Annotated in this window: 15 protein-coding genes, 1 tRNA gene and 1 pseudogene; 1 reads left to right on the top strand and 16 read right to left on the bottom strand. The window is 48.4% G+C overall.

The genetic code is table 11. The features are described 5' to 3' along the window. The 7 genes from FYJ64_RS11080 to FYJ64_RS11050 all read right to left on the bottom strand — a co-directional run. On the bottom strand, positions 1 to 1,269 hold a 1,269-nt coding region (locus FYJ64_RS11080), incomplete at its 3' end, for an Ig-like domain-containing protein (RefSeq protein ID WP_206045663.1). Positions 1,270 to 1,598: 329 nt separating this feature from the next. Next, complete coding sequence (locus FYJ64_RS11075; protein ID WP_321074254.1) at positions 1,599 to 2,135, bottom strand: DNA-deoxyinosine glycosylase; 537 nt, start codon at positions 2,133 to 2,135, stop codon at positions 1,599 to 1,601. A gap of 392 nt (positions 2,136 to 2,527) precedes the next feature. Further along, positions 2,528 to 2,890, bottom strand: a complete 363-nt coding sequence (locus FYJ64_RS11070) for an arsenate reductase family protein (RefSeq protein ID WP_154575188.1) — start codon at positions 2,888 to 2,890, stop codon at positions 2,528 to 2,530. Next, positions 2,887 to 3,612 carry an AAA family ATPase gene (locus FYJ64_RS11065; RefSeq protein ID WP_321074255.1) on the bottom strand — a complete coding sequence of 242 codons (726 nt, stop codon included), beginning with the start codon at positions 3,610 to 3,612 and terminating at the stop codon, positions 2,887 to 2,889. The genes FYJ64_RS11070 and FYJ64_RS11065 overlap by 4 nt, the downstream gene beginning before the upstream one ends. Positions 3,613 to 3,654: 42 nt before the next feature. Next, on the bottom strand, positions 3,655 to 3,975 hold the full coding sequence (locus FYJ64_RS11060; protein ID WP_154575186.1) for a nucleotide pyrophosphohydrolase: 321 nt from the start codon (positions 3,973 to 3,975) through the stop codon (positions 3,655 to 3,657). A 176-nt stretch (positions 3,976 to 4,151) separates the two neighbouring features. Further along, on the bottom strand, positions 4,152 to 4,412 hold the full coding sequence (locus FYJ64_RS11055) for a hypothetical protein (protein ID WP_154575185.1): 261 nt from the start codon (positions 4,410 to 4,412) through the stop codon (positions 4,152 to 4,154). A gap of 101 nt (positions 4,413 to 4,513) precedes the next feature. Continuing rightward, positions 4,514 to 4,888, bottom strand: coding sequence for a type II toxin-antitoxin system PemK/MazF family toxin (locus tag FYJ64_RS11050; protein ID WP_206045662.1), 375 nt, complete (start codon positions 4,886 to 4,888; stop codon positions 4,514 to 4,516). Positions 4,889 to 5,716: 828 nt separating this feature from the next. On the opposite strand from FYJ64_RS11050, the gene FYJ64_RS11045 reads away from it, so the two are divergent. After that, the gene (locus tag FYJ64_RS11045) at positions 5,717 to 6,982 is read left to right on the top strand and encodes an ATP-binding protein (protein WP_154575183.1); all 1,266 of its coding nucleotides are present in this window, start codon (positions 5,717 to 5,719) and stop codon (positions 6,980 to 6,982) included. 171 nt (positions 6,983 to 7,153) lie between these two features. Here the strand turns inward: FYJ64_RS11045 and FYJ64_RS11040 are convergent, their stop codons facing one another. The 9 genes and pseudogenes from FYJ64_RS11040 to FYJ64_RS11010 all read right to left on the bottom strand — a co-directional run bounded on the left by FYJ64_RS11040 (position 7,154) and on the right by FYJ64_RS11010 (position 13,068). Beyond that, complete coding sequence (locus FYJ64_RS11040; protein ID WP_154575182.1) at positions 7,154 to 7,813, bottom strand: vWA domain-containing protein; 660 nt, start codon at positions 7,811 to 7,813, stop codon at positions 7,154 to 7,156. A gap of 97 nt (positions 7,814 to 7,910) precedes the next feature. Continuing rightward, a complete protein-coding gene (locus FYJ64_RS11035; RefSeq protein WP_154575181.1) occupies positions 7,911 to 8,984 on the bottom strand; it encodes a macro domain-containing protein in 1,074 nt (357 codons plus the stop codon). Positions 8,985 to 9,166: 182 nt separating this feature from the next. After that, on the bottom strand, positions 9,167 to 9,496 hold the full coding sequence (locus tag FYJ64_RS11030; protein WP_154575180.1) for a hypothetical protein: 330 nt from the start codon (positions 9,494 to 9,496) through the stop codon (positions 9,167 to 9,169). Positions 9,497 to 9,621: 125 nt separating this feature from the next. After that, entirely contained in the window at positions 9,622 to 10,113 is a 492-nt protein-coding gene (locus tag FYJ64_RS11025; protein ID WP_235897181.1) for a hypothetical protein, read from the bottom strand. 30 nt (positions 10,114 to 10,143) lie between these two features. Further along, positions 10,144 to 10,290, bottom strand: a pseudogene (locus FYJ64_RS11855) (helix-turn-helix domain-containing protein); the annotation flags it as partial. A gap of 103 nt (positions 10,291 to 10,393) precedes the next feature. After that, positions 10,394 to 10,534, bottom strand: coding sequence for a hypothetical protein (locus FYJ64_RS11445; RefSeq protein WP_206045661.1), 141 nt, complete (start codon positions 10,532 to 10,534; stop codon positions 10,394 to 10,396). A 424-nt stretch (positions 10,535 to 10,958) separates the two neighbouring features. Further along, complete coding sequence (gene tsf, locus FYJ64_RS11020) at positions 10,959 to 11,873, bottom strand: translation elongation factor Ts (protein WP_154575178.1); 915 nt, start codon at positions 11,871 to 11,873, stop codon at positions 10,959 to 10,961. A 22-nt stretch (positions 11,874 to 11,895) separates the two neighbouring features. Next, positions 11,896 to 12,654, bottom strand: coding sequence for a 30S ribosomal protein S2 (gene rpsB, locus FYJ64_RS11015; RefSeq protein ID WP_075712392.1), 759 nt, complete (start codon positions 12,652 to 12,654; stop codon positions 11,896 to 11,898). A gap of 339 nt (positions 12,655 to 12,993) precedes the next feature. After that, positions 12,994 to 13,068: transfer RNA gene (locus FYJ64_RS11010), tRNA-Glu, on the bottom strand. Positions 13,069 to 13,087 lie beyond the last annotated feature (19 nt).

The raw sequence follows: 13,087 nt of genomic DNA, 5'->3' as shown, positions 1-13,087 counted from the left end.
CTCATCTTCTGTAACGGTCACCTCATAAGGCGTGCTGTCAAGCTCATAGCCCGTCGGCGCAGTCACCTCGACGATGGAGTATTTCCCCGGAACCAGTTTTCCCGAGGTCGCCTCGCCCTGCGCGTCTGTCGTCAGCGTGAAGGAGCTGTTGTTCTCAAGATTTGTAATCTTGAATTCAGCGCCCGCCAGTGGAATCGAATGATCCTCCTCATCCACCTTCAGAATCCTGATTTTACTCATCAAATTACCGTCGCCGCTTCCGCTGGAGGATGCCGACGTGTAACTTGCCTGAACAGTTTTGTCCACATTGCTTCCCGTGGCGGAAGCCTTGTTGCGGAGCGTAGTCCCCGGGATATAGGTCGTCTTATAGCTCAGCTGATACTGCTTCCCATCCACAATATTCCCCATGTCAATCGTGAATTTTGTTCCGTTGTCGGTAATCTTCAGTTTCCCGTCCAGGCTGATCTCCTGAATCGTTTCAATATTGAACCCGTTTGCATCGTATTTCACTTCTTTCAGAACAAAGGAATCCGGGATATAATGCATTCCGCCGAGATCTCCGTTTTTAACGGAAAGCTCATCGGAATACACGAAATTCGTGTAGTTTCCTTTAATGTGGTTGATCCGGACGTACCACTGCGCGACATCGTCGCCGTCCCTGGAAGCTTCTCCCCACTTCCCGATCACTTCGTCCTTCAGTCCGGTGGGGCCCGTAATCGGGACACTGATCGTCGTGACCTGCGACCCGATTGAAACGGAGAATTCATTAGTTTCATCGTTTTTAATTTTCGTGAAGTGTGCCTGCAGCTGCATCTTTCCTTTGATGTTGTACCGGTTTTCCACATAGTCGGTAAAGGTAACCTTCACCGTGCCGCCTCCATCGCTGCCCGGCGACACGACCGCCGTTCCAATCACGTTCCCGTCCGGCGCCGTGAGGTTGAAATGGGTAGCGGCCGTGTTCTTTGGAAAGACGAAATTGTCCGGCAGCTTTACCGTAAAATAATCTCCTTCTTTCAGAGTGTTGCCGTAAGCCGATGCATCCCAGTTCATGTTCACATAGAATCGCTCATTCCATTCAAAACTGGTCGCTGTGCTTGTAGAGTAATGAGAGATATTAAAGTCGGTAATCTTCACCTCTGTGCGTTCAGTCGCATCCTCCGCATGTACAGGCGCAACTCCCTGCCACAAAATACCGCCCATCAGACAGATCGCCAAAAGGCACCCGCCCAAAATCATCCCTGCTTTTTTTAACCAAATCTTTCTGTGCATAACACGTTCCTCCTGCTTTTTCGCTTTTCTCCCTGTTTTTCGGGCTGTATTATCCTTTCTGTTTCTTTCGCCCGCTGATTTCTTTCCGCCCGCCTGTTTTCTTCGGTCTTCACCGAAAGAATTGAAAGCAGGGCTCTGCGTTATATTTCGTTATATTTTATAACAGGAGAACCGTTTTTTTGTACCTCAATGCGACATCTCTCTGTCCGGAAACGACCCTTCAGCCGCCGCGACTGCCCACAGAACCGCCTTATGCCGGACGGGCTGCGCACAGTGCAGGAAGACCGCTGCGACTGCCCGCGAAGCCTTCATTTCTGCGGCTGAAGTCTTTATTTCTGTGACTGCAGATCCTTTGTTATGACCGACCATCTGTTGATCAGCTCCTCCGTTCCGCATCGGGCGTTCGCCGGACTCGTAGAGGGAAGCAACACTGCTTCACGGCCGGTGCGCTCCTCGATATAACGGCGATAAATATCATAGGACTTTCGGCCGTTGCAGTAAATCCGCCGTATATCACACTTCTTCAGAATGATGCTGAGATCGTTGGGACGGACACCCCTGATGCTGGAATCCGAAGAACCGCTGATTTCACATTCAGCAACGGAATCCCACAGCGCCAGATGATGTTCGAGAATCAGCGCCCGTTTTGCCTCGACAGTCTGTGGCTGCGGACAGTTCAGTATCGTCGCCATCACCTTCCAGAAGCGATTCCGCGGGTGTCCGTAATAGAAATTCTGTTCTCTGGACCGAACGGAGGGAAACGAGCCAAGAATCAGGACCCTGCTGTATTCGTTGAACAGAGGATCGAAGGGATGTTCTATTCGTTCTCCTCCGGCTTGAGATTTTCCGGCCATTGTTTTCCTCACTTTCCGTTTAGATTGATTTTAATTAGTGTCTGCTCATTAAGTTCCCGTCGGACTTAATAGGCGCTGACGGCAGTTTGTCAGCAGCGCCGCGGCGCACCATCCAATGGATGAGTGCGCCGGCAGACACTAATTGATACTTGTGCTCAGGGATTCGGCCGTTTCCGAATCCCACTGCCGCAGAGTTTTCGGATGAAACACTTGAAAACCTTGCAGCAGGCTACCGAATATGCTCTTTGTATTATTGATATTTCAAGCATATTCGATAACTGAGCACGCATTAAATTATTTCTGTGGATATGATAATTCAACCGGTGGCAGCTAATCTGCCCCGGCTTGGGAAAGTAAACCCTTTCGGACTCAAATGTTTTCGCTTCAGTGCGCAGAGTTTTGTCTTAATGCGACTGTTTCAGCTTGGACGCCCACTCTGCCTCTTTGAATCCGGTCAATACAAATCCGTCGCCGACTACCAACGGTCGTTTCACCAGCATTCCGTTCGTGGCGAGAAGCGCCAGCTGCTCGTCCTCGCTCATCTCCGGCAGTTTTTTCGACAGACCCATTTCACGGTACGGTATTCCACTTGTGTTGAAAAAACGTTTCAGGGGCAAACCGCTCATGGCGTAATATTCCCGCAAGGCGTTCTCGTCCGGATGATTCTCCCTGATGTCGATAACCGAATAGTCTATTCCATTATCATCCAGCCACTTAAGCGCCTTCCTGCAAGTGGTACATCTGCTGTAGCAATACACTTTAATCATTTGCTTTCCTCCATCAGCTGTCTGAGTAATCGCTCTCTGTCATTGATGAACAGAGATGTGATCTGATAACTGTCGGTTTCCTCATACTCTATCGGATGAACCGGTCCGTCATCAAAGTCCAGGAGCTCTGCTCCCGGAAATCCGAGCAGAATCGGTGAATGTGTAACGATGATGAACTGAGAGCCGCCTTTCACGCAGCGATCGATCTCCATCAGCAGCGCCAGCTGTCTCTGCGGGGACAAAGCTGCTTCCGGCTCATCCAGCAGATACACACCCTCTGAGCGGAAGTTGTTTTTCACCATTGCAAGGAAGCTCTCTCCGTGGGACATCTTATGAAAATGCATGGGATTCCCGCCGGGTCCGCGGCTGTACTCTTCTTCCTTTGTCGCGACATTATAAAAACTTTCCGCGCGAAGGAAGTACCCTGACTTTGCCCTCCCCGCACCCTTCGACAGGCGCATCGCATCACACAATTCTGAATGCGAATCATACGTACTGAAGCTGTAATTCTTTGTTCCTCCCTCCGGATTGAAGCCGTAAGCAACCGCAATCGCCTCCAGAAGTGTCGACTTGCCGGAACCGTTCTCACCAACGAAAAATGTGACCGGATTTCTGAACGTCACCTCGCCTACACCGCTGATTGCATCAATACCTCGAAGGTAGTTGTCTTTTGCAATTTTGTCCCATTCTATGATGGCTTTGTCTATGAACAAAGAAGTCACTCGTCTGTCCTTTCCCCCATGATTTCACAAACTGTTCCCTGCCTACAGCTGATCGTATTTTGTGCTTCTGCCGGCTGCTTTCTCCACCGGGTACTTAGCCTCGTTTTTTGTCATCTTGGAATTGATGATCTCGTCCTCGTCAAGCTCCAGCACATCCAGCATATTTCGGCAGTAGACCATCACGTCAGCGAGTTCCTCCTTCACATGCTCCAGATCATAGTCCGTGTCATTCCACTGAAAGCATTCCAGCAGCTCACTCGCCTCAATGACAATAGACTTGGCCAGGTTCGCCGGTGTGTGAAACTGCGCCCAGTCCCGATCTTCTGTAAATCTGCGTATGCGTTCTAATGTTTCCTGTTTCATTGTTTTCTGCCTTGACCTCAAGGTCTTTTTTTCTGTCTCCTGACATCCCGGTAGAATCACATTTTGTGATTTCAAAGGATATGAGACCTCACGTCTTTATTTTAGCACAGAACCATATATCTATCCATGACAAATGTCCATGACAAAAGCAGAGCCGATATGCGCAGCAGATATATTTAATGGTGTAATACGACGTATGCGCCTATCAGATCCGACGGAAATCTAATGGGCAGACACAATCTGATAATTTTCATATGCAGCATACAGAGCATTATCAGGATCGGCAGGATCAGGAGCAAGATAGTCAGAATTACGAGTGTTACAGTGTCGTAGTCGTATCCCCGATCCATTGATTCTGTGGTCCATCCCATCTCCCAGGTTTCTCCAAGACAGGCAATTGAAAGATCTGTCTTGTTATCCCCAGTGTTAAATGTCATACACTCTATGTCTTCGCCGGAATTAGACCAGCCCTCAACGTTCGACGGTATTTCGATCAGTCTGCAGTTAATGTTATGTTCAGCACCGTCAGGAACCAGATCTATACGAGTGGCATACCGTCATAGTCTTCGCGCTCTGCCGCCCTGATTGCCCTGGTGACTTTTCTCATCAGCTTTCTGCCGAGATGGCAACGGAATTCTAGCAGTCTCTCCTTACTGATCGTATAGCGCTGCTCTCCCAACACCATGGTCTGGAGCGGCAGCCCTTTCAGGAGAGGCAGCACAAAGTGACACTCCATATTGGGATTCTTGATCTGGCTCGTCAGGCAGGCGATGATCACATTCGGCGATGATACATTGAGCCAGTTGCTCTGCGTGATCACGGCAGGACGGCGACCTGACTGTTCGCTTCCGGCAAGTTCTTCCGGTAGATCGACATAATAGATATCGCCGCGCCTGACTCTTCTTACATTCATACGCTTAACCTCCTTTTCCGCAGTCCGAATACACATTGTTTCCCTGATCCGGTACGAATTGACGATGTATAAACCGGCGATGGCAGCACAAAAAAGCGTCTTCACCGCCGGTTAAATTTCATTCGTTCAATCCTATTTGCCCCTGGCACCCCGGATGCATGGGAAACGATCAGGCGGAAGCAGGCTACGCTTCCTCATGGGAGTCCAACCCCCGCCGGGGTTTCCGGCAGCCGCCCTCACTGCGTGATCCCGCACTCGCGTGCAGGGCTCTGACTGGACGGAAGTATCATTGTCCTCTCCGGTTTTCATCGCACAAGGCAGGTGCCGCCTGCCTTTCTGACGGATCTGTTTACCGCTCGCCCTAAGGGTCATCGCGCAGTCCGCCGTCATGCTCACAGCTCTCGCCGACGCCGAAGAGAAAGTACCTGATGAATGTGTATTCGACTGTCAGCCGTAGACTGCAGCCAATCGAGCTTCGCTAAGCTCGCTCTCTTGGGCAGTCCTGACAGACAGCCTTCCATCGCTCTAACTGCGCCGTTCGGCTTGCCAGTCGCGAGGATAGGCTTGTCAAAGTGCACGAGAGGAAATTGTCCCTCTCATATAACGGACATTTTTGAGCAAAAAGTTGACATGTTTTCGTACGGATTGGGGAAAATATTTTTGTTTTTATTTCAGCGCAATGCGATGTGCTATACAATCTTCAGGACTTGGATGCGGTTCGGCAAATCAAAATTAATACTTTGGATTTAACAAAATATGATTGACTTAACCAGACAGCTGCGCTAATATAAAGTTGTACTTTGGATTTAACAGGACAAGGAGACTTTCATGTATTCGATAAAAAGACATATGGAACCGATTATCGCAAGACGAGCTGCCAACAGTAAAGCCATTCTTCTGACCGGGCCAAGACAGGTAGGAAAATCCACATTGTTCAAGCACCTTTTTACAGATGTAAACCAGGTAACCTTTGATGACGACCTTTTACTGGCGCAGGCATCAGAGGACGCAGGCTTGTTCCTGCTAAATAATCCTGCCCCGCTTATGATCGATGAAGTCCAGAAGTGCACTTCCATTTTCAACCGTCTGAAGATCGTACTTGATAACACTGAAGAATACGGCAATTTCTTTCTGACAGGTTCCCAGAAGCTTCAGCTCATGGAAAATGTAAGTGAATCGCTTGCCGGCAGGATATCCGTTATGGAACTGGAAGGATTATCTCTCCGTGAGATCACCGGGGTAGAATTTAACAAGCATTTCGTTCCCTCCGGTGATTACATAAGTTCCCGTGAAAAGGCTCTGAAGGATTACCCTGCTGATATATGGAGCATCATTCATCGGGGAAGTTACCCGGAATTATATGCTAATCCGGATAGAGAATGGGTCGATTATTATCAGTCATATGTGAAGACATATCTCGAACGGGATGTAAACCAGCTTATTAAGACAAAGAATCATATGACTTTTGTACGGTTTATGACTGCTGTTGCTGCCAGAACCGGGCAGGTTCTGAACTATGCCAATATAGCAGCTGAGCTCAGTGTATCAGAGATAACAGTTAAAGAGTGGATCTCCATACTCGAACGAAGCGGTATCATTTATCTGCTGAAACCATACACAGCAAATGCGCTTAACAGAGCAATAAAAACGCCTAAAATGTACTTCCGCGATACGGGGCTTTGCGCATACCTTACCAGATGGCTGACCCCTGAAACACTAAAAAGCGGTGCTATGTCCGGTGCTGTGTTTGAAACATTCGTGATTAATGAAATCCTGAAATCATATTCAAACGAGGGACTCGATTATGATTTCGACGTGTTCTACTACAACGGCAGGGACAAGAAAAAGCGTATGAAAGACGGGCATATTATCGAAGCAGATGGCGAAATCGACCTGATCATTCAGGAGAACGGAATTCTCTATCCCATTGAAATCAAGATGACTACAGTGCCAAAAGCTGTTATGGCCTCTGAATTCGATGTTCTTGACAAGGTTCCGGAAAAAAAGCGCGGGATGGGGGCTATCATATGTCTCATTGACAGAAAACTATATCTGAGAGAAAACCTGGTTGCTCTCCCTCTGAACTTTGTATGATCAAAAACAACATCATCCCGGCAAAGACTGTTGCCGGGATGATACTCTGTGCAATGTCCTAGGATGTTAAGAAGCTCTGCTTTGATAGGAATGCATCTCAGAATTCACATCCTCCCTCCAAATCCGATGTAATGACGCTTTCCCCCCTCTGACTATCTCCTGTCCAGATATTTATTGACCTCTCCCACCGCGTCTTCTGAAATCTTCATCGATGCGCTTCTTCCAGTCTGCCCCGATTGCCTTAGCGCTGCCGCGCATCTCGCATACCGCATCTGCCAGCACTTCATAGTTCAGAGCAGTCCCGATGTGATCGCTGTGGTAGTTCGCAGCTCTGTCAGCTGAGATGCCGAATTTACCTGCAGTTTCGATCGCATCGATGTTTGCTCCAAGGAAAAGAAATTCCCAGCCGTACTTCTCTTTCTGACGTTCTACCATCCGCTTTACTCTCTCAAAGCTGTACTCGCGGCTGGCATTTTCGAGTCCGTCCGTTGTGATGACGAAGATGGTCTTCTCCGGCCTGTCCTCTTCTCTGGCATACTTGTGTACATTTCCTATGTGACGGATAGCCCCGCCCACTGCATCCAGAAGAGCAGTACAGCCACGCACATAATACTCTTTGTCTGTCATCTGCGGCAGCTCTTCGAGCGGCACCCTGTCAAAAAGCACTTCGCTCCTGTCGTCGAACAGCACTGTGGATACCAGGACTTCGCCTTCCGTCTCGCCCTGCTTTTTCAGCATGCTGTTGTATCCACCGATCGTATCGCTCTCCAGTCCTCCCATCGATCCGCTTCTGTCCAGTATCATTACAAGTTCTGTTAAATTCTTTTTCATGTTATCAGCCTCCTTGCTTCATCCCGGTTCCGTTTGATGATGCAAGTATAGCTGATTTGAAGAAGGCTTTGGTCGCTTACAAAGCGACAGTATTCTGTTATCCCAGGGTCGGCTGCCCGAATTTGAAAAGCAGAGCGTTTACTTCAAATATGTCGTAGATGTCGTTTTCCAGACAGAAGCTGACGATCACATCAGACTTACTGTTATTTGTAAGCGCGAGTCCGGCACTGGCAAGAAGATCCCTTGTATCGTCGAGATTCAGCTTCAGCGCGATCGCAAGGGCAACGATGGTCTTCTTTTTCGGGATGTAATCTTCGCTGCAGCGAATCTTGGAGAACAGCTTACGATCCACATTCGCCCGCTTATAGACTTCCGGATCGGTCATACCGCGTTCATCGATCATGCGCAGAAGACGTTTCTGGAAACTCTCGCCCAGATTGTTCACGGCATCTTCCAATGACATGGCCGATTCCCTGACATCTGCCATGGGTTCGGCAGATGACATGACCATATCATCTGTCTCTTCCGGCATCACCTGATTCAGCATACTGCCAAAGAATCTCTCACGTTCTCGGAGCCTGCGCCTCCGCATTGTTTCGGACAGCCCGCCAGCTCCGCCGTACTCCGCTGCGGTCTGCTCCGCTATGTAATTTTCGTCGATATATTCTTCGATCTGTTCCGATAGACCGGTTGCGATCTGATAAGAACTGCGTCCGAACACCACCAATGTCACGTTCAGATCAGAATCTTCGAGATGCTGCCGGATCACTGACAATGCAATATCCAGCGCCTTATCCTTTGGAAAGCCGTATACACCGGTCGCGATCAGTGGAAACGCGATGCTCTCGCAACCCAGCTGATCGGCCAGGAGAAGCGACTTTCTGTAGCACGATCTGAGGATATCAAACTCTCCATGATATCCATCGATCCATGCAGGCCCGACCGTGTGAATGATGTATTTTGCAGACAATCCAAAAGCAGCAGTGACCGCAGCCTCCCCCAGCGCGATCCTGCCGATCTTCCTTCGCTCTGCAAGAAGTTTTTCCTCTCCTGCTGCCTTATAAATAGCAGCATCTGTTCCGCTGCCGAAACACGGCTCCGGATTTGCTGTATTTACAATGGCATCTGCCTTTACTTTTGTGATGTCGTGTCTGATGATCTTAAATGGCATAACTTCGTTTATCCCTTCATTTTCAGACTCATTTTGAGTTCTTTATCAGTAATAGAACCGCTTTTAAGCTTTGTGTTTCTCCGGCAGAATCCCTTCTGCACCAAGCCTGAGCCTGTAGAACTGCTGCAGCCACTCTCTGTCATTGATAAACATGGATGTAATCTGGTAGCTGTCTGCCTCTTTTATGTAAATCTGAATTTATTTATTTCAACTCTGTCGCCTTGTCCGCACCCCCTCCATCGAATGCGCCCCAGCTCCGTATATATTTCCCGCGGGCGATCCTTTTCCTTGATGACCAGGCCTCGCTGTTTACGTTCGTTTTTGTCCTTGCGAATAGACTCATTCAGATACTTCAGTGTCGCTTCCACCATAGCTCTGGCTGATATGCGGCAATCCTCGGCAATGTCCTTCGCCATGAGATCCAGATCCTGAATCTCACCGTTTTCTGTTCTTTTTATGATTTTTCTTCCCAAATCCATTGCGATCTGGTGTATACTATTATTGTAATTCATAGAGGTCACTCCCTTCGTGTTGTTTTTTGCAAATTCTATTTTAACACAAAGAGTTGACCTCTATTTCCTTTTTTCTAAATCCCTCGGAAAAGTTCCACACTTATTTTACACTACCGTGCACACTCCTAATTGTCGTAGTAATTCACAGCTTCATCTGCAAGTTCTTCGAATCTGCTCTGATATTCCGGAGCGATCGACACGCCGTCAAAGCTTCCGTTGTTTGTAAAATAGTATTTGCTTACAGCTTCCGTGATACCCTGCATATCCAGGATCTTTTCATTTGCAAAAGAATCTGCAATCGTCCTGTTAAAATCAGTAAAACGAAGCCCATTTCGTTCCTCTACGCAGTATGGACTAATATAGTTGCCCAGCACAACGACGCCGTTGTATCCGGCAAGCGAATCATCTCCATATACCCAGACAATATATTCACCACTTCGACCGCCAAAGCTGCCCTGACACATCAGTGCCTCATCAAGAGCAAAAACTACAGAATTCCCTAGCACGTCTCTGACGGCCTTCAGCCATGCAGCTGCACCACGATAATCCCTTCTGTCCGGCAGATTCTTCTTTAGCGAATCATACTTGGGAAGTCTTGCGGATTTCCGATTGATCAAGTCACCTCTGATTCTGGCTGACAACATTTTCAGAACATATTCAAGAGGCTTTCTGACGCCAGATTCCCAATTCTGTACAGTGCGAAAAGGTATTCTGTACCGTTCAGCAAATTCACTCTGTGTATCACCTAATTGTATTCGCGTTTCTCGTGTATCCCTAATCTTCACCTCAGTCATATTATGCACCAATGGGTGTATCTGTCAATATCCTTGATGATATAATACGCATCCATGCCATATGTGCCACGACCACCGTTTCCTTGATCTATATGAGCATGGCTTACATGAACTTCAGCATGATCTCATCGACCGAATCTGTATATCTGCCTTCTCTGATCAGCGCATTCCTGAGTTCGACCAGACTGCGCATAATAATCCTGATCTCATCATCAGTGAAAGCGATCCTGATTTTTCCTCTCATCGTGCACCTCCTTTGTCCTATCCGTTTCTGCTCTTCAGTTTCAGCATAAACGCGCGGATACCGCATTGCAAATCTGCGATTCTCACATTACGCCACATAGTTGCGGGATCAGTCTGCCGGCGATACGATATCCATACCGCGAAGTCATGCGAAGCAGACAGAAGACTTCGCTCCGGAAGTCGCACAAGAGAGCAAATGTGAACTTTGAGCATCCGGCGAAACACGGAGAAGACTTTGAGTGAAAAATTGGGAACCGCTCAAGTTCCCAATTTTGTCCCAAGGCTTTCCCGATACCGGCTGAGAAACGCGCTAAAACGCGCTAAGACCTGCTGAACGTAAAAATCCCCTGAACCTACGTCAAATGCGCATTTTCAGGGGATTCCCAGTCCTTTTAAGCCTTGAAAACTCGATGTTTTCAGGTGCCCTACTTATTCATCTGCGCAGCAACCTCAGCCGCGAAATCCTCTTCCTTCTTCTCGATTCCTTCGCCAACCTCGTAGCGCACCATCTCCGTGACGGTCATATCTTTGCCCAAAGCCTTTGCTGCCTCAGCAACATATTCGCCAACGCTCTGATCGCTGTTCTTGACAAATTTCTGATCAACCAGGCAGACATCCTTCAGGATAGCCTTGATTTTACCCGGAATAATTCTGTCCAGCAGTTCCGGTTTCTTTCCTTCGTTTAACAGCTGCTGCTTGGCGATTTCGGTTTCATTTTCCAGCCAGGCCGGATCAACTTCGCTCTCGTTCACAAATCTCGGACTCATTGAAGCTACCTGCATCGCAACATCCTTCGCAGTGACCTCAATTTCCTCAGCGGTAGCATCTGTCTTGATTCCGACAACGACTCCGATCAGACCTCCATTGTGGAGATATCCGGTGTAAACAGTTCCCGGAGTATTCATTCTCACGAACCTTCTGATGTTCATATTCTCGCCGATCTTGCTGATTTTAGCGGTCAGCGCATCCTTAACAGTGCCTTCTCCTTCGTAGGACATCGCCATGAAATCCTCCAGAGAATCAGAAGGAGCTTCCAGCGCTTTCTTTGCCAGAGTCTCAACGAACTCGATGAATTCAGGATTCTTGGCAACAAAATCAGTCTCGGAGTTAACCTCAACGACAGCTGCCTCGCTGTGATCCTCGTTGAATGCAACTCTGACCAGACCTTCCGCTGCGATTCTGTCAGCCTTCTTGGCCGCCTTCGACAAACCCTTCTCACGAAGCACGTCGATAGCCTTGTCGATGTCGCCGTCAGTCTCCATCAGCGCTTTCTTGCAGTCCATCATGCCCGCGCCGGTTTTATCTCTGAGTTCCTTTACTAACTTTGCAGTTACTGCCATGTTCTATTCCTCCATATCGTGATTATTCAGCGTCAACAGTCTCTTCAGCAGGAGCCTCCGCCTCTGCCTCACCCTCAGCCGGACCTTCGTCGAAGCTTTCACCCTGGTTTCCTTCAATTACGGCATCCGCCATCTTGCTGGAAATCAGCTTGACTGCTCTGATCGCATCGTCGTTTGCCGGAATGATGTAATCAACATCGTCCGGGTCACAGTTGGTGTCCACGATACCGACAACCGGAATGTTCAGGATGCGGGCTTCCTTGACGGCAATTCTCTCCTTCTTGGGATCGACGATGAAGAGAGCTCCCGGCATTCCCTTCATATCTCGGATTCCGCCCAGGAACTTCTGGAGTTTGTCATGCTCTGCTCTGAGCTTCGTAACTTCCTTCTTCGACAGTTTCTCGAAGGTTCCGTCTTCCTCCATCTTCTCGATATCGTTCAGTCTCTTGATTCTGCCGCTGATGGTTTTGTAGTTGGTCAGCATTCCGCCCAGCCATCTCTGATTGACATAATACTGTCCGCATCTGGTAGCCTCGTCAAAGATCGCGTTCTGCGCCTGCTTCTTTGTTCCCACAAAGAGAATCGGCTTGCCGGATTCGGCAACGTCCTTCATGAACGCATACGCTTCCTCAATTTTCTTCACCGTCTTCTGCAGATCGATAATGTAGATTCCATTTCTCTCTGTGAAGATGTACGGAGCCATCTTAGGATTCCATCTCCTGGTCTGATGTCCGAAATGAACACCGGCTTCCAGTAACTGTTTCATTGAAATTACTGCCATTTTGTTATACCTCCTGGTTTTCTCCACCCACTCGGCCTACTCTGACATCCAAACCGCAGATGCGGCACCATCATGCAGCTAGCCGGGTGTGATAAATTGCTGTGGTTCAAAAGGCGAACCACCAATAATTATATGCGATATCTCAGGGAATTGCAAGCCTTTTTAGCCGCTCGCACTGTAATTTGCATGGCCTGATCTGCAGGACAGATCTACAGTGTTTGACAAAGTATTTTTTGAAGTATTTTCGACGTGTTTTCCGGCAAATTCGATAGAGAATCGATGCCGGGGTTAAACCAAGCCTGAACGAAAAAAACAGGATCCGGGAAAGATCCTGCCGTGTGGTGACCCCATCGAGAATCGAACTCGAGTTACCGCCGTGAAAGGGCGGTGTCTTAACCGCTTGACCATGGGGCCATATGATGAAAAAAAACTG

Origin of the sequence: Hornefia butyriciproducens, from assembly GCF_009695915.1 — a bacterium.
GTDB lineage: Bacteria > Bacillota > Clostridia > Peptostreptococcales > Anaerovoracaceae > Aminicella > Aminicella butyriciproducens.
Note: the sequence above shows the minus strand (reverse complement) of the source record. Positions and strands in the feature narration are given on the sequence as shown.